General features: G+C 65.0%; 14 protein-coding genes. 1 reads left to right on the forward strand and 13 read right to left on the reverse strand.

Going from position 1 to position 21261, the window contains the following annotated elements:
* Window positions 1-81 precede the first annotated feature (81 nt).
* Window positions 82-870, forward strand: coding sequence for a hypothetical protein (locus PH586_RS19765; RefSeq protein WP_271349512.1), 789 nt, complete (start codon window positions 82-84; stop codon window positions 868-870).
* A gap of 537 nt (window positions 871-1407) precedes the next feature.
* Here PH586_RS19765 and PH586_RS19770 read toward each other — a convergent pair.
* The 13 genes from PH586_RS19770 to PH586_RS19830 form a co-directional block, all read right to left on the reverse strand.
* Entirely contained in the window at window positions 1408-3018 is a 1611-nt protein-coding gene (locus tag PH586_RS19770; RefSeq protein WP_271349513.1) for a long-chain fatty acid--CoA ligase, read from the reverse strand.
* Between the two features lie 291 nt (window positions 3019-3309).
* Window positions 3310-4527, reverse strand: coding sequence for a BatD family protein (locus PH586_RS19775; RefSeq protein WP_271349514.1), 1218 nt, complete (start codon window positions 4525-4527; stop codon window positions 3310-3312).
* Complete coding sequence (locus PH586_RS19780; protein ID WP_271349515.1) at window positions 4524-5987, reverse strand: VWA domain-containing protein; 1464 nt, start codon at window positions 5985-5987, stop codon at window positions 4524-4526. Before PH586_RS19780 ends, PH586_RS19775 begins: the two co-directional genes overlap by 4 nt.
* Window positions 5987-6952: a VWA domain-containing protein gene (locus PH586_RS19785; RefSeq protein WP_271349516.1), complete on the reverse strand. Its 966-nt coding sequence runs from the start codon at window positions 6950-6952 to the stop codon at window positions 5987-5989. Before PH586_RS19785 ends, PH586_RS19780 begins: the two co-directional genes overlap by 1 nt.
* The gene (locus PH586_RS19790) at window positions 6939-7415 is read right to left on the reverse strand and encodes a DUF4381 domain-containing protein (RefSeq protein WP_271349517.1); all 477 of its coding nucleotides are present in this window, start codon (window positions 7413-7415) and stop codon (window positions 6939-6941) included. The genes PH586_RS19785 and PH586_RS19790 overlap by 14 nt, the downstream gene beginning before the upstream one ends.
* Window positions 7408-8379 (reverse strand): DUF58 domain-containing protein, encoded by a 972-nt coding sequence (locus tag PH586_RS19795; RefSeq protein ID WP_271349518.1) that lies wholly within the window; start codon window positions 8377-8379, stop codon window positions 7408-7410. Before PH586_RS19795 ends, PH586_RS19790 begins: the two co-directional genes overlap by 8 nt.
* A 6-nt stretch (window positions 8380-8385) precedes the next feature.
* On the reverse strand, window positions 8386-9360 hold the full coding sequence (locus PH586_RS19800) for an AAA family ATPase (protein WP_271349519.1): 975 nt from the start codon (window positions 9358-9360) through the stop codon (window positions 8386-8388).
* Between the two features lie 279 nt (window positions 9361-9639).
* Window positions 9640-11100, reverse strand: coding sequence for a GGDEF domain-containing protein (locus PH586_RS19805; protein ID WP_271349520.1), 1461 nt, complete (start codon window positions 11098-11100; stop codon window positions 9640-9642).
* 261 nt (window positions 11101-11361) lie between these two features.
* Window positions 11362-13716 carry an arylsulfatase gene (locus tag PH586_RS19810; RefSeq protein WP_271349521.1) on the reverse strand — a complete coding sequence of 785 codons (2355 nt, stop codon included), beginning with the start codon at window positions 13714-13716 and terminating at the stop codon, window positions 11362-11364.
* A gap of 83 nt (window positions 13717-13799) precedes the next feature.
* Window positions 13800-16154 (reverse strand): efflux RND transporter permease subunit, encoded by a 2355-nt coding sequence (locus tag PH586_RS19815; protein WP_271349522.1) that lies wholly within the window; start codon window positions 16152-16154, stop codon window positions 13800-13802.
* Complete coding sequence (locus tag PH586_RS19820; protein ID WP_271349523.1) at window positions 16151-17275, reverse strand: WD40/YVTN/BNR-like repeat-containing protein; 1125 nt, start codon at window positions 17273-17275, stop codon at window positions 16151-16153. The genes PH586_RS19815 and PH586_RS19820 overlap by 4 nt, the downstream gene beginning before the upstream one ends.
* A gap of 105 nt (window positions 17276-17380) precedes the next feature.
* Window positions 17381-18730 carry a DUF1329 domain-containing protein gene (locus PH586_RS19825; RefSeq protein WP_271349524.1) on the reverse strand — a complete coding sequence of 450 codons (1350 nt, stop codon included), beginning with the start codon at window positions 18728-18730 and terminating at the stop codon, window positions 17381-17383.
* Window positions 18731-18744: 14 nt separating this feature from the next.
* Window positions 18745-20604: a DUF1302 domain-containing protein gene (locus tag PH586_RS19830; RefSeq protein ID WP_271349525.1), complete on the reverse strand. Its 1860-nt coding sequence runs from the start codon at window positions 20602-20604 to the stop codon at window positions 18745-18747.
* Window positions 20605-21261: the final 657 nt, after the last annotated feature.

Consider the following 21261-nt stretch of genomic DNA (forward strand, 5'->3'; position numbering starts at 1 on the left):
CCGGGCACATCCCCGTTCAATGATCCCCAGAAGCGCCAGCTGCAAGCCTGCGCTTCTGCCCTTGCACCCTGGAGCTAAGCAATGAACACACAGGAATGGCAGTCCTGCCCGATCGACATGCACGATCTCGACCTGGCCGGCGAAGGCCTGCGGCAACACTGGGAGGCCCTGCATCAGGGCTGCCCGGAGCCGTTCCCGGACGACCCGGTGGTCCAGGACGCCTGGCGCCACTACCACCTGGGCGAGTTCGCCCAGGCATTCGACAAGGGCATGGCCCTCGGGGGCGCAGCCCTGGTGCCCGCTCTGTTCGCCGCGACCATGCAGGCCCAGTACCTGGAACAGGATGAAAAGCGCCGCAACCCGCTGTTCAAGCAGGTCATGAAGCTTTGCGAAGAGGCCGAGGATGCCGGCCTGGCCAGCGCCAATCTGCACTACATCCATGCGGTAGCCATGGGCCGCTACGGCCAGTCGATCTCCATCATCGAAGCCCTGGCCCAGGGCTTCGGCGGGCGCATCAAGGAACAGTTGCAGAAGTGCCTGGCGCTGTCGCCCAAGCACCCGGAAGCCCATGCCACCCTCGCCGGCTGGCACGCCGCGATCTCCGACCAGGCCGGCGCCCTGATGGGCCGCATGCTCTATGGCGCCACCCAGGACGGCGCACATGAGCACTATGAGCAAGCCGTCGATTACGCCCCCCAGGCCCTGATACCGCGCACCGAGTACGCGCGCGGCCTGGAAGTGATGTACGGCGACAAGGAAGCGGACATTTGCGGCCACCTGGAGCAGGCCATGCAGCTCAAGGCTCTGGACGCCATGGAGCGCCTCGACCAGCAGGCCGCCCGCGAGCACCTGGCCCGCCTGACCGCCTGATCCCCTTGCCCCGCCTAGCCATCGGTGCGGTCATAGGCGGGCGCATCAGCCCCAGCGGACGGTCAATCGTCGATGCAGAGAAGGCTGCTGGCCACCCTCTCTGGCGCAACCCCGGACTCGGGCAGCGGCTTGACTACCACTCGATCGCGCCCGAACTCCTTGGCACAGCACAACGCCTGATCCGCAATTGGCGTTCCGTATCATGGCTTCGAGGCTGCCGGATGCCTGAGGCGAAGCGCTGGCGCCAACGCTGACGGAGCAAGCAATCGATAGCCCCTCGCCCAACGCGTTCCGGGTGTCGGCGCATCTCACGCGGATTCGTTGGCTGAGCGAGCAGTTGGGTAGCAGCGCTATGGCAAGCTCATGGATGGCTGACGGTCAAGCAGACCACTCAACTGGTCACGGTCAGCGCCGACAGATTTGAGTAACCGTCCAGCTCAAGGGACCGCCGACCAATGGCTGGACGACGGGTTGCCTTGTTACAGCGCAGCAGGGAAGCAATGGCGCCAGAAAGTCTTCTGGCGCAGGTGCGACGACTCAGTTGGGCCACTGGTAATCGGCGAAACGCTCGCGCAGGTCCTTCTTGCTGACCTTGCCGGTGGCCGTGTGCGGCAACTCCTCGACCAGTTCGCAGGCGTCCGGCAGCCACCACTTGGCCACTTTACCCTCCAGGAAACCGATAAGTTCCGCCGACTGTGGCGCATGGCCGGGCCGCGCCACCACAACCATCAGGGGGCGTTCTCCCCAGCGTGGATGCGCCAGACCAATGACCGCGGCCTCGGCCACGGCCGGATGGGCCATGACGGCGTTCTCGATATCGATCGAGCTGATCCACTCGCCGCCGGACTTGATCACATCCTTGGTGCGGTCGGTAATCTGCATGTAACCCTGGGCGTCGAGCATGGCCACGTCCCCTGTATCGAACCACTCGCCACCGGGCTCCTTGCCGAAATAGCCACTGCACACCCAGGGACCGCGTACCTGCAGTGCGCCGGCACTCTTGCCATCACGCGGCAGCTCGGCGCCTTGCTCGTCGACAAGCCGCATGCGCACACCAAACATCTGCCGACCGGCCTTGACCCGCTGCTCCCCGCGAGCACGCTCATCGAGCTGGGCATACCAGGGCTGTTCGCGATTGTAGGAGCCGAGCGGACTGGTTTCGGTCATGCCCCAGCCAACCTCCAGGGCCACCCCATGCCGCTGCATGGTTTCGATCAGCGCCAACGGGCAGGCCGAGCCCCCGGACACCGCGCGGGTCAGGCTGGGAATCGACTCGCCGGTCTTTTCCAGATACGTGGTCAGGGCGAGCCAGACGGTCGGCACGCCCAGGGCGAAACTCACGCCCTCATCATTGATCAGGCTGGCCAGGGTCGCCCCATCGCCAGCCTTGGGTCCTGGCAGTACCAACTTGGCGCCGACCATGGCAGCGTTATAAGGCATACCCCAGGCATTGACGTGGAACATCGGCACGATCGGCAGCACGCTGTCGCTGGCGCGCAGGCCGACTGCATCGGCCAGGTTGCCGGCCAGGCTATGCAACACGGTGCTGCGGTGGCTGTAGAGCACGCCCTTGGGGTTGCCGGTCGTACCGGATGTGTAGCAGAGCCCGCTGGGGGTGCGTTCCTCCACTTCGGGCCAGTCGTAATGGGGCGTCTGCGCCGCCAGCAGCGCTTCATAGCTCTTCAGTTCGAGCAGCGTCGAACCCGGCAGCTCCGCCTCGGCGCAGAGCACGACGATGTGGCGCACGTCAGACAACTGCTCGTGCAGCGTCTCCAGCAGGGGAACGAACTGGGGGTCGACGAAGATGGCTTCGTCCGCGGCATCGTTGATGATGAAGGCAACCTGTTCGGCGAACAGGCGCGGGTTGATGGTGTGGCAGACCCGGCCGGAGCAAGGCAGCGCGTAGTAGAGCTCGAAATGGCGGTAGTCGTTCCAGGCCAAGGTGGCGACTCGCGCGCCAGGGCTGATCTCCAGGCGGTCGAGCGCATTGGCCAGCTGGCGGGCACGGGCGAAGGCGGCCGCATAGGTGTAGCGATGACGCTGCCCCGTGCCGAGCACGGAGACAATCTCAACATCGCCGGCGATCTCTTCGGCATGCTGCATGATCATGCGGATATTGAGCTGGTCCTTCATCATCAGGTCTTGCATGGCAAACTCCAGATTGTTGTCGTTGTCAGGAGACTTGAGGAGCAGGCCAGCAGGCGGAAGATGCCGCCGCTCGGGCAGCAGGTCCCCACCCGGCTATCGGGACAGCGCCTCAAATGTGCTTGGTGGTGGGAGGTTGCCCGCAACGACCGTTGATAACTTAGCAATTTGCGCCAACCGACTGACATTTCCTGACGGCCTGCCCGGCAGACTGAGCGTCGCGGCTACCGGGCTACAGCCAGCAACCGCCACTTGCCGTAAGCCGTTCTGCCGCACCGGCAAGGCCTGTCGAAACTAGGGATTGAGACCGTCGTAGTTGACCGCCCGCTTCGCCGGTCGAGGCAGGCGCGCCGCAGCAGCGAGCAGGGCCTTGGGATCCCAGGCGACCGCGTTCCTGCCGTAGCGGTAAACCAGCAACTGCTGTCGAGCCTGCTGCAGCCCTGGCAACTGCTCGCTCGCGGACGGGTGCAGGGCGAGCCAGGCATCCAGGGCCACTTCCGTCTCTGCCGCCTGTCCCGCGTGACAGGCCTCGCGCAGCCGGCGCCAGCGGCGGCGCCGCTCAGTGCGGGCGGCAAGACGCTGGCGCCAGGCCTGCGGTGCGAAGCGCCACAGCAACGTGGCCAGCAGAACCAGCAGCACGCCGCCAGCCAGCAGCCAACGCCAGAGCTGTGCAGGCGCGTCCTGCGCTGCGGCGCGTGGGGCAATCTGCAGGATCCTGGGTGGCAGGGCCGCCGTCTGCCAGCGGCCACTGCGAGTGTCGCGCCACCTCAGCTTGATCGCCGGCAGTACCACGCTACCCGGCTGGGTGAACAGGTAACGCACCGCCTCGCGACTGATCCGCCGCCGCGCGCCGCGCTGATCGTCCAGCTCCAGCCGGGGCGCCGTGCGATACAGGCGTACGCCAACCGGCGTGGCCAACGGCGCGCGCGGCGGCAGCAAATTGCCGGCGTCATGCAGTTCGGTGGTGAGCTGGCGCACCAGCACGTCGCCCACCTGCAAGCTGGCGGCGGCCGGCTCGTAGCTGTCGCTGAGCGACAGCTGTCCAGGCCCGAGCTCCTGCGCCTGCGCCGCACTACCCGCCCCGGCCGGCCTGACCTGGAAATGCCGGCTGGGCAACGGCAGGCGCGCCTCCAGCGGCTGCCCGTCCTCGCCGGCAAAACGCAGGCGGATCTCGGCAGGCGCCAGTTCATGCTCGCCCGCCGGCAGCGGCGGCAGCTGGTAGCGGCGAGTGATCCCGGCGTAGGTCTGGCCATCGATCCGCTCGACCCGATTGGCCGAACCGCCGACCTGCTCGGCCAGGGTGCCGTCGCGCAAGCGCAACGGCTGCACCGCCGGTGGCGCGAGGAAGTAGTTCGGTACCAGCATCTGCACCTCCAGCACCGGTGCCTGGCCGGCGACCAGCTCGCCTTCCGGCTCGACCTTCAGCCGCACGAACGGCTCGCCCGCCCAGGCGAGCGGCGCCAGCAGCACCAGCAGCACCAGCAGCACCAGCAGCAGGATCCAGACTCTCATGGCAGGACCTCGCGCCGTTGCTGCTCCAGTTGCAGGGCCATCTTGTGCCGCAGGAAGCCAGCGGGGCCGGCATCCAGGCTGTCCAGCCAGCGCTGCGCCTGCTCCTGCTCGCCCTGCTGCTCCACCGCCTCGCCGCCCTTGCGGGTCAGGTCCAGGCGTACCTCATCCGGTTCCTCGGTCACCTCCCCGCCCTGGTTGTCAGCCGCCAACTGCTCCTGCAGGCGCAGGACCAGCCCCAGGTTGTCCTGGGCCTGCTGCCACTCGGGGGCCAGGGCCAGGGCCCGCTGATAGCGCTCGGCACTCTCGGCGTAGCGCCCCAGCATGGCCAGGGCGTTGCCCTGGTTGTAGAAGCCGTCGGCCGAGCCAAGCGCCTCGAAGGCCGCCAGCGCCGCGGCGAAATCGCCGACGCGGTAGAGCGCCGCGCCGCGCCACAGGGGATCCTCGAACAACTCGGCGGCGCCATCAAAGTCACCCGTGCGGTACAGGTGCAACGCCTGCTGGGCGGGGGTTCGCCAGAGTTGCCAGAGCGCCAGCTCGGCCGCCATGGCGGGCGGCGGCAGGCCCAGCAGCGGCAGCAACAGCAGCGCCGCCAAGGTCCCACGGCGAAAGCGCAGCAACAGCAGCAACGCTGCCGGCCACATCAGCCACCAGCCCTGGTCCTGCCACTGCGCATCGGGCTGATCCGCCAATGCGGCGCGGTAGTGGGCATCCAGTTCACGGTCGATACGCGGCACATCGCTGTCGTCCGTGGTCATCGCCACCACGGGCACCTCCAGTTGCTCGGCCAGGCGCTCGGCATCGCCTCCCGCCGCCCAGATCACCGTGGGCTGCCGAGCCAGGCGCTGCGCCAGGTGCGGCTCCAGCGCATCGGTCACCAGCAGACGCATGGCCGGACGCTGCAGGCTCGCCTGCAAGCGGTCCAGGGTGTCCAGTACGGCCTCGGTATTCTTGCCGGAGCGCGGCATCAGGCTGGTCTGCAGGCTGTCCAGATACAAGGCGAACAGACCGCGGTCTTCGGTCAGCGGCAGCAGCACATGGGCACTGCCGGCGTAGACGATCAGCGCAGTACGCCCGCCTTCGCGGCGCTGCAGCAGGTCGTGCAGTTTCAGCTTGGCCCGCTCCAGGCGACTGGGGGCCAGATCACTGGCGTTCATGGCCGACGACAGATCGAGCGCCACCAGCAAGGGCGCGCGGCGCTCGGCAAAGGGCAGTGGCTGCTTGAACCAGGCGGGCCCGGCCAGGGCCAGCAGCAACAGCGCGAGCAGCACCAGCAAGCGACCATGGCCGCGCAGGCGACCCGCGCCAGGGACCAGCAGATACGGCAGCAACTCGGGCGCGATCAGGCGCCGCCAGCTCGCCAGACTGCCGCGGCGCTGCAGGCGCCAATAGGCCAGCAGCAACACGGGCAACAGCAGCAGCCAGCCGGGACGCAGGAAGTACAGGGGCAGCCAGGCGTCCATCAGCCCTCCTCCGCTACGCGCCGGGAGCGCCCAGGCAACAGCTGCAGCACCAGCAGGCCCAGCGCCAAGGCCAGCGGATAGGCATAGAGCGGCGTGCGCGGCTGGAACTGCAGGGTCTCCTGCAGCTGCGGGGTCGCGGCATCCAGTTCGGCGAACACCGCCTGCAGCTGCGTCAGGTCGCGGGCCTGCAGGTAGCGCCCGCCGGTCACGCTGGCGATGCGCTGCAATTGCGCCTCGTCGAGGCGTTGCTCGCCCTCGCCATCCGCCTGGCCGAAGCCGATGCAATGGATACGGATACCGGCCTGGCGGGCAATTTCCGCGGCCTTGTCGGGCGCCATGAGGCTGGCCGTATCGCTACCATCGCTGAGCAGGATGAGCAGACGCTCGCGCGCCGCGCTGTTCTGGAACAGGCGTATGGCCAGGCCGATGCTATCGCCCAGCGCCGTGCGCGGGCCGGCGATGCCCGGCTGCAATTCGGCCACCAGGGCATGCAGGGCCTGGCGATCCTGGGTGAAGCCGGCCTGGGTATGCGGCCGGTCGCCGAACACCAGCAGGCCGATGCGGTCCTCGGCCCGCCGCTCGATGAAGCCATCGAGCACCTGCTGCACCGCGGCCATGCGGGTGAGCCCCGCCCCGGCATCGGCCGTTTCCATCGACAGCGAGGTGTCCACCGCCAACAACAGGTCGCGCAGTGGCCGCGCCTGGGTCAGCGGCGGCTCCAGCCGGCTGGGGGCGGCCAAGGCCAGTACCAGCAGGCACCAAGCCAGCGCGTCGAGCACAGCCCGCCAGCGACCCGCCGCAAGCGGGCTGGCATCCGTCGGGGTGACGCCGGCGATGGCGGCCAGCTGGCGGAAGAACGGCAGGCGCACGGCGTCCTGGCGCTCGCGCTGGCCAGGCAGATAGCGCCGCAGCAGCCAGGGCAAGGGCAGCAGGAGCAACAGCCAGGGCAGCTCAAGGACGTACATGGTGCTGCAGCCACAGGCGCACGGCCTGAATCAGTTGGGTACGCGCAGGCGCGGAGAGCCGCGCGAAATGCTCGGGGGGCCAGCCGGACAATTCGCCCAACGCCTCCGGCAACTCGCACCCCGGCGCCTGCTGGCGCAGGAAGGTCAGCCAGGCCGTGCCGGACAGCGCGGCCACCTGCTGGCGCGGCCAGGCCTGCAGCGCGGCCAGCTTGAGCAGCTGTGCCAGCTCGCCCAGCGTGGCGGGTTCGCGGCTGGCCTGTAGCTCGATCCGCACCAGCCAGGCCAGGGCGCGACGGCGATAGGCGTCGGCCCGCCAGCGCCGCCAACGGCGCCAGGCCAGCAGCCCGGCCAGTGCCAGCAACAGCCCGGCCAGGCCCAGCAGAAAAGGCGCCGGCGGCCAGTACGCCGACAGCGGCGGCAAAGCCAGGTCGTGCAGCTGCTGCAGGCTGGCCCGTTCAGCCACGGCGCACACTCCCGGCCTGTACCGGGCCGAGCAAGCCGCGCAGTTGCTCGGCCACCGGTTCGGCCGTGGACACCGGCAGCAGCGGTATGCCCAGCCCATCGGCCCAGGCGAAGATTTCCTCACTGCGCTGTTCACGCATACGCCCCAACGCCTGCCGCAGCTCGGTCCGCCCGAAGTCGAGGGTCATCTGCAGGCGGCCATCGCTGACGACCAGGTCGTCGCTGGGGGACAGACCGGTCAACAGGGGATCCTGGGTCCAGCAGGCCAGCACCTCGTTGTGCCGGCGCAATTGCGTGAGCAGCGCCCGAGTGTGCGCGTCCATGCCGTAGAAGTCGCTGATCAGCACGACCTGGTGATCGTGGCGCGCCAGGCGCAGCGCCAGGCCGAGCGCCGCATTGAGCTGCTGCGGGGCATCCCCCGGGTTCAGTGCGTGCAGCGCCTGATTCTGCTGCACCAGGCAGCTCAGCAGGTGCAGGAAGCTGCGGTCGCCGCGGCCCGGGCGCAACTCCCGCCAGTGCTGGTCGTCGAACAGGATAGCGCCGACCCGGTCGTGTCGGGCCAGCCCCGCCCAGCCGAGCAGGGCCGCCACCTCGGCCGCGATGACGGACTTGAACGCACGCTGGCTGCCGAAGAACTGGTTCATGCGCTGGTCCACGACCAGCAGCACCGGACGGTCGCGCTCCTCGGTAAACAGGCGCAGGAATGGCCGGCGCAGGCGGGCCGTCACCTTCCAGTCGATCAGCCGGGCATCATCGCCGGCCCAGTAGGGCCGCAGCTCCTCGAAACTCAGGCCGCGCCCGCGCAAACGGGTGGCATGACGCCCCGCCGACAGGCTGTGGGCCGGTTGGCGCGACCCCAGGGCCAGATCATTGGCATGACGGCGCAAGGCGACCAGCTGTTGCAGGTCGACATAGGCGCCCACTGCCACGCCGGTGGCCGTGGCCGTGCCTGGAGCGCGGGCCACCATGCCTCAGGCCACGGCAACGAGTTGCAACAGGCGCAGGAGGATGTCATCCGCACGGATGCCGGCCGCCTGGGCCTCGTAACCGAGCAGCAGACGATGACGCAACACCGGCAGGACCACCGCACGCACATCATCGGGGCTGACGAAATCGCCGCCGCGCAGCCAGGCCTGGGAACGCGCCACCCGCTCCAGCGCCAGCGTGCCGCGCGGGCTGACGCCGACCTCGATCTGCCGCGCCAACTCGGCGTCGTAGCGCCCGGGCTCACGCGTGGCACGGACCAGGTCGAGGATGTAGCGCTCGATACTGGGGCTGACATGCAGCTGGGCGATTTCGCGACGTGCCGCCAGCAACACGGCCTGAGGCAGCAACTCCGCCTCCTCCCGCCCTGGCGAGCGGCCAGCGGCCAGCTCCTCGCGCAGCAGGCGCATCATCGCCAGCTCGGCGCCCTCGTCCGGATAGTCGACCTTCAGGTGCAAGAGAAAGCGGTCCAACTGGGCCTCGGGCAAGGCGTAGGTGCCCTCGTGCTCGATGGGGTTCTGGGTCGCCATCACCAGGAACAGTTGCGGCAGCGGGTGACGCACACCGGCCACCGTCACCTGGCGCTCTTCCATGGCTTCGAGCAGGGCCGATTGCACCTTGGCCGGCGCCCGGTTGATCTCGTCGGCCAGCACCAGGTTGGCGAACAGGGGCCCTTGGCGAAACTCAAGGCCGCCCTCACCGAGCTCGCCGAAATACTGTTCGGCACCGGTGACGTCCGAAGGCAGCAGGTCGGGGGTGAACTGAATACGGGAAAAACTGGCCTCGACGAAACCGGCCAGGCACTTGATCGCGCGCGTCTTGGCCAGGCCGGGCAAGCCTTCCACCAGCAGGTGACCGTCGGCCAGCAAACCGAGCAGGATGCCCTCCACCAGCCCCGCCTGACCGAGAACCGCTCCTCCCAAGCGTTCGCCCAGACGAAGTAGTGCTTGTCGGTTATCCATTAGCGCCCCCGGATTGCTTGGTCCACGCACAGTTATGCCTTACGCGCACTACCCTTCAACTTATTAGCTTAACTGCAGACGCGTCGATTATTTTTTGCATATCGCGCCATATCGCAGGCATCTGATGCCAGCACAACAGCCCAGGGCTCACGCTGCAACCTGTCAGGTAATGCATGGCCATTGTCGCCTTCTGACAAGTTAGCGGCGGCAAGGCACCGAATAATCCTCGGAAGCAGTCACTGCACAGCACTCGGGATGGCGGGGCTGTCTCAGCATGACTCAAGCCTCTCCAGTGACTGCAGGCAGGCTCTCCAATATCCATCCGTTTTCGACGCGATTGCGCCCCAGCCGCTTGGCGCAGTACAAGGCTTCATCCGCCGCCTGCAACATCCGCTCGAGGGTGTGCGAGGACTGCTCTACCACGATCAAACCGATGCTGACCGAGCAAGAGATGCTGCGCCCGTCGTCGAGCTCAATCTCTGTGCCGGAAAAGCTGGCGCGAATGCGTTCGGCGATGATTTGCGCCTGCTCCTGAGAGCAGCCGGGCAGCAGCACGGCGAACTCTTCACCACCCAGGCGCGCCAGGGCATCGTCGCCCCGCACGCAGTCACTGGCAACTCGGGCAAAGGACTTAAGCGCAATATCACCGGCGACGTGGCCATAGGTGTCGTTGACTCGCTTGAAGTGATCTATATCCAGCATCAGCAAGGCCGTGGGGCGTCCATTGCGCTGGTACTTGGCCAGCAGCTGCGTGGCGCTCTCGTAGAAGGCCCATCGATTGAGCAGACCACTCAGCTGATCATGGCTAGCCATGAACTGCATGCGCTCCAGCAATGCATTACGCGTGACCATGACGCTCGCAACCGTGAGCGGCGCAAAGGCCACCATCGACACGCCCAGGCGCAAGGAGAGCAGCATCGGTCGCGAGTTCATATCGAGCATCGCCAGCGGCAGACTGCCGTAGGAGATCGAAACGAGTATCCAGCCGCTATACCCCAGGGTCAGCAGCGCAGTGCTGAAAAGACTGTAGCTCAGGGCACACCAGAGCAGCGCAGGCACCGGAAAGACGATCGCCCCCGGGCCACCGATCACCAAAGCGGCGCAACCGGACAGCAGCAGGCTGACCGCCGGCAACGCCTTGAGCAACTCATTACGCCCCCACTGCGCCGCCCGTCGCCGCTCCACAGGGCGCTTGGGCCACTCCGGCAGGGTGAGCAGGGCCGGAAGAATGGCCATGAAGTTAACCAATTCGGTAACGAACCAGAAGCTCCAGCCGCTGATTGCGCTGCCACCAAACAGCAGGGGCTCGGCAATCGCGCCGACCAGCCCCGCAGCACTGGAGGCCGCTACGATGACCAACGCCAGATACAGTACCGAATAGGGGGTACGCAGGCGACGCTGGTCATCGCCCAGACGCCGCAACAGCAGATACCCGACCACCACCCCGGCGAGGTTTGCCAGCGTCAGCAACAGAGTCTGCAGAGCACTGCCGCCGGTCATGGAGTCGGCCAATACGTAGCCTGCAACTGCCCCCAGCCAGCCCGCCGGGCTGGCCAGTCGCGGATAACGTACCAGGAGGCCGAGGAGCAGGGCATTGGCCGGCCACAATGCCGCTAGATGCCCCATGGGCCTGGTCATGATGCCCAGCAGGCAGGCGCCGAGAACCAGCAGCAAGACCAAGCAGGCAATAGTGAAATGGCCGGCCCAGGCCTTTGCAGAAAAATTGGCGCCACTAGCCACAGCTCAACTCCGAATAACCGCTACTGACAACAGTTCGGGTAGATCCGGAGTTCATCCGAAGCTCGCACTTTACGGCGCGCATTTTCCTCGTTTTTATCCACATATACCATGTTGATATGCCTCGCCGCGCCAGCGTGCTCGTCGCCAGATACCTCCATTAGATCGATAGCAGCCACCGCGTAAGCCAGCTACCGCATTTACCTGCCCCTCTACACCTTCCCCGAGTTGGGTTAACGCAGAGGGCCGTCAACCAGAGTTCGCTTACTTGATAACCGGCCGGGTCGGCGAGATCTCCACGGTGACCTCCTCGATGGTGCCGGTGAAGGCAAAGGGCAGCTGCTCGCGGTAGACCGCCGAGGCCGGCGAGCCTAGATCCATGCCGACGTCCAGGGTTTCGGTGGCCGAGAAACGTACCGGCACCACCTTGTCCACCCTTCCCTCGCCGATGCGCTTGCCATTGGCCAACAGTTCGACAGTGCCGCCGGTCTGCTCGGCAAGGAAGCGGAACGGTTCCTGCTCGTACTTCATCTGCACCTGCAGCTTGCCGTTTGGCAACGGCTCATCGGACGAGACGCTATAGGTGGCTTTGCCGAAGAAGTTGTAGTCGTAGTGCAGACGCCCGTCCTTGACGTACAGGGCAAAACCGCCGGCGCTACCGCCCTCGGCGAGGATCACCCCTTCGGCGCCCTGCTCCGGCACCACCAGGTTGGCGCTGATGCTGTGGCTGCGCTGGTAGATGGGCAGCGCGCTGCCTTCCGGCACGCGACTGATGCCGGCGACGTAGCGCACCTGAGTGCGGCCGGCGACGATGGAGGGACGTACGCTCAGCGCGCGCTCGACGAAGCGGTCGTCCAGCGGATAGACCTGATTGGCGCGCGCCTGCTGGTCGAACAGGGCCTGCAACTGCTTGAGCTTCTGCGGCTGCTGGGCCGCGAGGTCACGGGCCTGGGAGAAGTCCTCATCGACGTGATACAGCTCCCAGCGACTGTTGCTGAAGCCCTGCGAGCCAACCAGCTTCCATGGCACGCCCTGCATGGCCGCCGCGATCCAGCCGTCATGGTAGATCGCCCGGTGGCCACCGCTCTCGAAGTACTGGGTAGTGCGGGTTTCAGGGGCCTTGGCACTGGCGAAAGTGGAGCTGAAATCATGCCCGGCCATCGGCGTCTGTTCGATGCCATCGACCGCCTTCGGCGCCGGCAGGCCGGCAGCGGCAAGAATGGTCGGGGCAATGTCCACGACATGCTCGAACTGTGAACGCAGACCGCCGCGATCCTCGATGCGCGTGGGCCAGGAGACAATCACGCCGTTGCGGGTGCCGCCGAAATGCGAAGGCACGCGCTTCATCCACTGGAATGGCGCCGACCCGGCCCAGGCCCAACCCACCGGATAGTGGTTCTCGTGCAGCGGCCCGCCGATCTCGTCGAGCTTGGCCAGTTGCGCCGGCACACTGTCCGGCACGCCGTTCTGGGTCATCACGTTGTTCAGCGTGCCGGTCATGCTGCCTTCGGCGCTGGCACCGTTGTCGCCAGTGACATAGATCACCAGGGTGTTGTCGTCACGCACCGCATCGAGCAGGCGTCCGACCTCGTGGTCGGTATGGGCGACGAAACCGGCGAACACTTCCTGGTGGCGGGCGAACAGTTTCTTCTCGTCGGCGCTGAGTGAGTCCCAGGCCGGGATCTGCGCCGGTCGTGGGGTCAGCTCGGTGTCTGCTGGGACCACCCCCAGGCGCTTCTGCCGGGCCAGGGTTTCCTCGCGCAGCTTGTCCCAGCCCTGATCGAATTGCCCCTTGAAGCGCTCGATGTACTCGCGCGGCGCATGCAAAGGCGCATGCACGGCGCCCGGGGCGAAGTAGAGGAAATACGGTTTGTCCGGGGTGATGGCCTGTTCGCGCTTGACCCAGGTGATGGCGTCATCGACCAGGTCGGTGGTCAGGTGATAGCCCTGCTCGGGCTTTTTCGCCGGTTCCACTGCCAGGGTATTGCGGTACAGCTGCGGCTCGTACTGGCTGGTCTCGCCGCCGTGGAAGCCGTACCAGTATTCAAAACCGACGCCGCTGGGCCAGTGCTGGTAGGGGCCATTGGGCTGGGTCTCCCAGTCCGGGGTGTTGTGCCACTTGCCGAAGGCGGCCGTGTGGTAGCCGTTGTCGCGCAGCACCCGCGCCACGCTGGCGGTCGACTGCGGCCACACGGTGTTGTAGCCGGGAAAACCGGTAGCCAGCTCGGTGATGGTGCCAAAGCCGGTCTGATGATGATTGCGCCCGGTCAGCAGCGCGGCACGGGTCGACGAGCAGATGCCGGTGGTGTGGAAACGGTTGTAGCGCAAGCCCTCGCTCGCCAGCTTGTCCATCCCCGGCGTGGGCACCGGACCGCCGAAGGTACCCGGTTGGCCAAAGCCCAGGTCGTCGAGCAGGATCAGTACCACATTGGGCGCCCCGGCCGGTGCCGAGTGCGGTTGCGGGAAGTCGGCCGTGGAATCGGCGAAGGTGGTGCCGACCTGGCCCTGGAAGGCCGGATCGGCGAGGGGCAAGGACCTACGATCGGGTTCGCCAGCCATGGCGCCAGCGCATAGCAGCGTCAGGGATGCGATACGGAACAACAGCTTGCAAGCTCGCATGGCGAGACTCTCCTTATTTTTGTTTTCCGGTTCGCCCGTTAGTTATCAGCCGCGACCCGCATGGCGCGGGTCGCGGCACTGACTCAGCGGGTCTCGCGGTTGCAGACCAGCAGCGAGGCGATGGCTGGCAGCAGCACCAGCGCGCCGATCATGTTCCAGATAAACAGCAGCACCAGCAGCAGGCCCATGTCGGCCTGGAACTTCAGCGCCGAGAAGGACCAGGTGGCGACCCCCACGGCCAGGGTCAGGCCGGTGAAGGCAATCGAGGTACCGGTGGTCTTCAGCGCCTCGAAGTAGGCCGCCTGGAACTTCAGGCCCTGGTGCAGGAAGCCTTCCATACGGCTGTACAGGTAGATGCCGTAGTCCACGCCAATGCCCACGCCGAGAGCGATCACCGGCAGCGTGGCGATCTTCACGCCCAGGCCCATCTGCGCCATCACCGCCTCGCACAGCACGGTGGAGAGGTACAGCGGCGCCATCAGGGCGATGGTCACCTTGAGCGACTTGAACTCCCACCACACCACCAGCGAGATGATCACGAACACCAGGATCAGCATCTGCTTCTCGGAAACCTTGATGACCATGTTGGTGGCTGCTTCGATACCGGCGTTGCCCGCGGCCTGGAGGATCTCGATCTCGCCGGTTTCGTACTGCTTGCTGAAGGCCTCCACGGCCTGGGCTACACGGCTCAGGGTCTCGGCCTTGTGGTCGCTCAGGTACAGGTTGATCGGCGCCACGCTGCAGTTGGGATCGACAAACTCACTGGGCGCACCGGAGCGGGCGTTGTTCATGACGTACTGGTCGCGGGAGAACTCCGCCCACTTGGGGTTGCCCTCGTTACGCGCAAAGATCGAAAAGCGCATGTGGCCATACAGCGAAGCCACCGATTCCACGCCCTCGACATCGCGCAACGTCTGCTCCATCTGATTGGCCAGATCCGCGGCCGCGAAACGCGAGCACTGCTCCTGCGGGGTCTTGAACATCACCACATAGACGTCAGTGCTGGTGGTGTAGTGCTTGAGCAAATAGGCATTATCGCGGTTATAGCGCGCCTCGGGACGGAACTCCGGTGCACCGACGTCGAGGTCACCGATCTTCAGATCGTGGCGGGCGTAGTAGCCCACCCCCAGCAGCACCAGACTGATGAGAATCAGTGGCATGGCGAAGCGCGGCTCCACCACCCGCGCCAGGCGACGGAATACCGGCCAGGAGGAATTGGCGCGCTTTTGCTGCTGACGCATGCCACGCGCACTGACGCCGGCGTAGGACATCAACACCGGCAGCAGGAACATCTTGGTGAAGATGGCGACGAACACGCCGATGCTGGCGGTAACAGCCAGTTGCTGGATCACCCCGATATCGATCACCAGCAGGGTGATAAAGCCCACCGCGTCGGCCAGCAGCGCAGTGGTGCCGGGGATGAACAGGGCGCGGAAAGTACGCCGCGAGGCCTGGACCGGCGTACAGCCGTGGCCCATCTCGCTCATCATCAGGTTGATGTTCTGCACGGCATGACTGATGCCGATGGCGAAGATCAGGAACGGCACCAGGATCGAGTACGGATCCAGGCCATAACCCAGCACACTGAGCAGGCCGAGCTGGCAGACCACCGTGAGCAGGCAGGTCAGCACGGTCACGGCAGTGCTGCGCCAGCAATGGCAATAGAGGTACAGCAGCACGGTGATCAGGCCGACGGTGATGGCGAAGAACAATGCGATATCGGTGGCGGCCGCAATCAGGTCACCGATGATCTGGGCGAAGCCGATCACGCGGATGGTCACGCCCTGTGCGGCGAAGTGCTCGCGTACCTGGTTTTCCAAGGCCTGGGTGAAGCTGCCGTAGTCCAGCGGCTTGCCGGTCTCCGGATCGACCTCCAGCAGTGGCACGCGAATAATGGTGGAGCGGAAGTCGTCGGCCACGTAGCTGCCGAGCATGTTGGCGCGCAGGATGTTCTGCCGCACCTGGGCCAGCGATTCCTCGCCGCCGTCGTAGCCGTCGGGAATGATCCGTCCGGCACGGACACCGTCGGTGGCCACCTCGGTCCACAGCGCGTTGGGTGTCCATAGTGACTTCAGGTTGCCGCGGTCGACGCCTGGCAGGTAGAAAATCCGGTCGCTGACCTCGCGCAGGGTTTCCATGTACTTCTTGGTAAAGATCTCGCCATCGGGATTCTCGACGACCACACGCAATACGTTACTTTGCGGACGCAGCACATCCTCGAACTTCAGATAGTTCTGGATGAACGGATGGCTTGCCGGAATCATCCGGGTGAAGCTGGCATCGGGACGTATCTCCAGTGCCTTCCAGCCCAGCAGCAGCGAGGCGATAAGGAAGAAAGCCAGCACCAGCAAACGGTTATGGAACAGGGCTCGCTCGGTGAGGCTCACCAGGCGCTGCAGCGCGGACTCGCTGCGCACCAGCTCGGTCTGGGCGTTCATTGCAGTTGCTCCGTGAGTACAGCGCGAGACAAAAATTGCAGACCGTCATTACCGACTAGTGCCAGCACCTCCTGACTGAAGGAGGCCACGCCCAGCAGGGCAGTCTTACCCGGCGCCTGCCAACGCTTGAAGTCTTGCCCGTCCTGGCTGACCAATAGCACGCCGCCCTGGCCGACGAGCAGCAGCGTGCCGTCGCTCAGTTCGTCGGCGCCATACAGGCTGGCGCGCACTGGCAGGGTGACGCTCTGCCAGTTCTGTCCTTGGTCGCGACTGAGCAGCAGCGTACCGCCGAAGCCAAGGGCAAGCAGACGGCCGTCAGCCACTTGCAGCAGCTTGTATAGCGAGGCATCGGTGAGTTTTCTGACTGGCTCCCAGGTCTGGCCGCCATCGCTTGAGCGATGCACACGCCCCCCCTCACCCGCGACCAGCAGGCTGCCGTCGGCCAGGCCGAGAACCGTGTTCAGGTGCAGTCGCTCGGGATTTTCCAGGGTAGAGACGAATGTCCAGTTCTGCCCACCGTCTCGGGTGTGCACGATCATGCCGTAGGCACCCACTGCCCAACCTTCCTGGGCGCTGCGGAACCATACGTCGAGCAGTGGCCGTGACGGGCCTGCCTCGACACCTGCCCTGGCGTCATCGACCGCGAAATAGGCGTTATCCAGCGCCGTGCTCAGCGCTTCATCATCGGGCGCAGCAGCACTGGCCTCCTCCAGACGGGCCACCTCAGACTCTGCCCAATCCAGCATTAGCTTTCCGATAGCACGACCGTCGAGTTGCTTGCTCCAGCTCTTCCCCGCGTCCGTGCTGTGCAGGATCACGCCGTCATGGCCCACAGCCCAGCCGAACTTGTCATCGACAAAATGCACGGCCGTGAGCAGAAGATCGACCGGGACTTGAGACTGCTTGAGCGAGCCACCAGCACCATGCACGAGAACATGGCCGCTGGCGCCGACCATGACCATGTCATCGCCGACGCGCTGAAGGTCCGTCAGTTGTGATTGGGCCGCCAGCGGTGTCATGCGCGACGGACGTTCGAGGCGATCGGGTAGCCCGGCCGCGACGACCGGCAGCGCTACCAACACGCCCAGCAACGGCAGCAGGGAAGCAAATTTGGCCTTCATTGCGCGTAATCTCAAAAAAAGGGGGCACGGGACGCAGGTTCCCTGCCCCAAAGCATGAAGTAACTCGATGGACCTGCCTCGCCCAACGGGCGAGGCAGGTCAAGGTCAACGGCCGGCGCGACGCAGCGCGGCAGCGCTGAAGTCCTTGAGCGTGGCCTTGAGGCCGAACGTATACGGCTTCTCTTCGTTCCCCAGGCCGTAGACGATGTAGCGACGGGCCTGCAGGTCATAGGACAGGTCGCTGACCAGGAGCGAGGAGAGCACGTCATAGCGTTGCAGGCTGTGCGACTCCTGCAGGCGCCACAGCTCGCCACGACCGTCGTACAGATCAACTGCGAGGATCTGCCAGCCGTCCTCATCCACGTAGAACACGCGCTTGGCGTAAATGTGACGCTCACCCGGCTTCAGGCTTGCCTCGACCACCCAGACGCGGTGCGGCTCGTAACGCACCAGATCCTGATTGAGGTGGTTGGTCTGGATGATCTGGTCGTACTTCAGCGAAGTGTCGGCCAGTTTGTATGTGTTGTAAGGCACCAACATTTCCTTCTTGCCCACCAACTTCCAGTCGTACTTGTTCAGCGCACCGTTGAACACGTCGACCATGTCGGTGGTGCGCAGACCGTCCGCGGTGGCCACCGGGTTGTCATAGGACACCTGCGGAGCACGCAGTACGCGACGCTGTCCCGGGTTGTACTGCCAGGCCAGACGCGACTCGGCGGCCTGATTCATTGGCTCATGCACCAGAGTCTGCAGACCCGCCACCGACTCCGGCGCGACGACCTTGTCCAGGTAGTAGAACAGGCGGTTCGGCTCCGGGTTGCCCATCGCCCAGGCCATGACCAGCTTCGCCTCGCGGCGCACCGGGGTGAAGCTGCCGTTGGACTGCACCACCATCTCGGTCGGGTGGTACTCGTAACCGCTGGTGCGGTAACGCACCAGGTGGTTGAACATCACTTCGTTGCCCGACTTGGGAATCGGGAAAGGCACAGAGGTGGACTGATAGCCAACCAGGCCCTGGCCGCCCGGCGCCAGATCGATCTGGGTCGCTTCCTTGGCAATCTTGTCGTATTCAGCCTGCGGCAGTGCCGCGGTACGGTGGCTCGGGTAGACGTCCATCTTGTAGCTGGGGTACTTCTCCAGCATCGCCTTGTGGCCGACCGTCAGCTGCTCGGCGTACTGCCCCATGTTGGCCGCGGTCACGGTGTACAGCGGCTTCTCGTTGGCAAACGGATCGACATAACCCTTGTCGGCGCTGTAGCCAGCCGGCGGCTGGGTGATACCGCCATCCCAGGCGGGGATGGTGCCCGAGGCATTGCCGGCCTTTTCGGCACCGACCGGAGTCAGATCCTGGCCCAGGCGGGCCGCTTCGCTGGCATCGATCTTGGCCAGGGCCTGACCGCTGGCCAGGCAGAACAGGCCGCTCAGAATAGCGGCGGAAAGCAGATTCTTTTTCATAGCAAACCTCATGATCAGAAGCCCATACGCAGGCTGAGGGCGACGAAGTCGCGGTCGGTCGCACCCCAAGGCGTGTTGCCGGTACCGGCCCAGGACAGCTCGGCGGAGTATTTCTGCAGGTAGTCGGCCTTGACGCCGACCGAGCCGAGCAGACGGTCTTCGACGAAGTTGCCGTCGTAGGACCAGCCCTTGACGTCATGACCGAAGGCGACGAACGGCGAGAGGTTGACCCCGGCGAACACGTTCGAATAGCTCAACTGGCCACGCACGCGATAGCCCCAGGAGAAGGCGGTGGCGTTGCCATCCTTGGAGCAGGCGTACTTTTGATATTTCGCTGTGACTAGCGCATTACAGGCAACAGTGTTTCCGTCGGAGAGATCGGAGCCATACAGGTCGCCCTTGATATAGCGGCGCTCATCCAGCCCTGGCATATCGTGCACGTACTTGGCAGCCACTTCGCCGATCAGGCTCAGGTTGTCGGCACCCAGTACCTGAGGGAAGGACTTGATAAAGCCCAATGACATCTGCGAGATCTTGCGGCGGTCATAGCCGTTGTACACCGAGCCCGGTGCGGCATTGATCGCATCCTCACCCAAGGTGGTGCCAAAGAACTGGCTCTGCGCATCGCTGAGCAAGGCGAAGGCAGGGATCAGGTCGCCGGTAGCCAACTGGATCGGCTGATTGGGCCGGTAGCTGTACTCGCCGAATACCGAGGTGCCCAGAATGTTGCTCGAAAAACTCAGGCCATAAATGCGGATGTCTTCGGCGTAATCGGCAAAGTACTGGACGTTGCTATCCTGCTGGCCGGCCTGCCAGCCCGCACCCGTATCGTTGCGCGAGTTGGTGAGCACACTGGCATTGGGTGTGCGCGAGTGGATGTTCATCGCATAGGCGCCGAACTCGGTACCGATGCTATCGGCGAAGTAACGGAACGCCACGCCGAACTGGCCTTCATCTTTCGCATCGTTGTCCTTGCCGCGGCGGATGATCAGGTCGGCAGGGCCATAGGCGACATCGTCCGCCACGGGTCCCAGGGGCACACCAAAGCAGCCATCCTGGTCACCGGTGATGTAGTCGTTGGCCGCAAAGTAGGTGCCGCAGCCTTCCAGCACGGTCTTGCGCCATTTCAACTGGTAGAACGCTTCCATACTCAGGGCGTCGGTCAGGCCCAGGTTGAAGTAGGCGATGGGCACCGGCAGCAGGGCTTCCTTGAGCTGCGAACCGGGACGACGAAAGGCCGCAACGTCGATCGGGTTGATCGAGTTGATGCCGTTCTGGAAGAACAGCCCCTCGCCCCAGCTAACTACCTGGTTACCCACGCGGACATGCAGAGGGTGTTCGGCAATCTCGAAGTCGCCAAACACGTAGGCATCGAGCAGGGAAGCGCCCTGGAACTTGGCCAGTCTGTCGAAGTTGCTGTCATCGAGCTTGCTGTCGTGCTGGTAGCCGTTGGCCGAATGGCCGTAATCCACCTTGTTGTTGCTCAGGCTGTAGTCATACCAGGCCTTGCCACGCACGAAGGCACCGTAGTTGTGCCAGTTCAACTCCACTTCGCCCAACAGGGTAATCGGAGACGAGACGATGTCGTGCTTGCGGTAGTTCAGGCGGCTGTCGTCGATGGTACGAGCACCCCCGGGGTTACTCCCGGTCCGACCGATGCTGGCCGCATTACGTTGATTGATGTAGTTGCCATCTGCATCTTCGGCACTCCAGAGAGTACCGACGCTGAGGCTGCCGTTATAGCGACCACTGACTTCACCCAGGTCGAATTCGCCAGCGAATGCCTGATGCGATACGGCCAGAGCCAGTGGAGTGAGTACGGTTCCAGCCAGCAAGTTGCGGGCGCGGGCGGTTAGGCCCAGTGATGAGGTCATGGAGCACCCTCCGATTGTTGTTATTAGGGTGGCTCTGGGCTGAATCGACTGAGCGACTCTGATGCGTGAATTTTCCGCATCACCAGAGAACCCGATCATGGATCCAACCCCCAGGCCACAACTTGTCAAACCACGCCATATTGCTGACATTTAACGCATCAAACCCCAACCGAGGACTCACCCCAGCGGTGCCTGCGAACCGCCTGCAAACCAGCTGCAGCCACTCTTGCAGATGGCCACACGAACTCCCCTCGCCCCCTACAACAGAGCGTTCTGAGTCGTCGCCAGAGATCAAGGAACCGGCATCATCTACCGCGCATGGGTATGGACTGCATTGCATGCTTGGGCAGCAGCGGCTATCGATACCGATCAGGCGATACCCATGCACCTGCGGCCTTCGCAGGTCTTGGACGGGCAGCGCGCTGGCAGGATCAGCAGCACCGACAGACAAGGCAGCCTGCAAGAGGCACCAGGCGAGGGATCATCGGCTTCGTCAGTCGAGGTCATGGCTCGTGCCATCGGCAACCGCACAGAGTCAGGGCAAGCCCTCGATGGCCCGACAGCAAACAGTCCATTCGCCACTTGCGCCAGCGGCAGGGCTGCCCCGCCGGGGAGCAAGGAGCTAGGCCCATTTCGAACTTGAACCTGTAGGGGGGG

Origin of the sequence: Pseudomonas aestuarii, from assembly GCF_027988105.1 — a bacterium.
Classification (GTDB): domain Bacteria; phylum Pseudomonadota; class Gammaproteobacteria; order Pseudomonadales; family Pseudomonadaceae; genus Aquipseudomonas; species Aquipseudomonas aestuarii.

Bases quoted from the DNA above. Each gene is read 5' to 3' on its own strand.
- PH586_RS19815 (WP_271349522.1), bottom strand. From the start codon at position 16,154: ATGAACGCCCAGACCGAGCTGGTGCGCAGCGAGTCCGCGCTGCAGCGC.
- PH586_RS19785 (WP_271349516.1), bottom strand. From the start codon at position 6,952: ATGTACGTCCTTGAGCTGCCCTGGCTGTTGCTCCTGCTGCCCTTGCCC.
- PH586_RS19810 (WP_271349521.1), bottom strand. From the start codon at position 13,716: ATGCGAGCTTGCAAGCTGTTGTTCCGTATCGCATCCCTGACGCTGCTA.
- PH586_RS19775 (WP_271349514.1), bottom strand. From the start codon at position 4,527: ATGAGAGTCTGGATCCTGCTGCTGGTGCTGCTGGTGCTGCTGGTGCTG.
- PH586_RS19800 (WP_271349519.1), bottom strand. From the start codon at position 9,360: ATGGATAACCGACAAGCACTACTTCGTCTGGGCGAACGCTTGGGAGGA.
- PH586_RS19825 (WP_271349524.1), bottom strand. From the start codon at position 18,730: ATGAAAAAGAATCTGCTTTCCGCCGCTATTCTGAGCGGCCTGTTCTGC.
- PH586_RS19765 (WP_271349512.1), top strand. From the start codon at position 82: ATGAACACACAGGAATGGCAGTCCTGCCCGATCGACATGCACGATCTC.
- PH586_RS19830 (WP_271349525.1), bottom strand. From the start codon at position 20,604: ATGACCTCATCACTGGGCCTAACCGCCCGCGCCCGCAACTTGCTGGCT.
- PH586_RS19780 (WP_271349515.1), bottom strand. From the start codon at position 5,987: ATGGACGCCTGGCTGCCCCTGTACTTCCTGCGTCCCGGCTGGCTGCTG.
- PH586_RS19770 (WP_271349513.1), bottom strand. From the start codon at position 3,018: ATGCAAGACCTGATGATGAAGGACCAGCTCAATATCCGCATGATCATG.
- PH586_RS19820 (WP_271349523.1), bottom strand. From the start codon at position 17,275: ATGAAGGCCAAATTTGCTTCCCTGCTGCCGTTGCTGGGCGTGTTGGTA.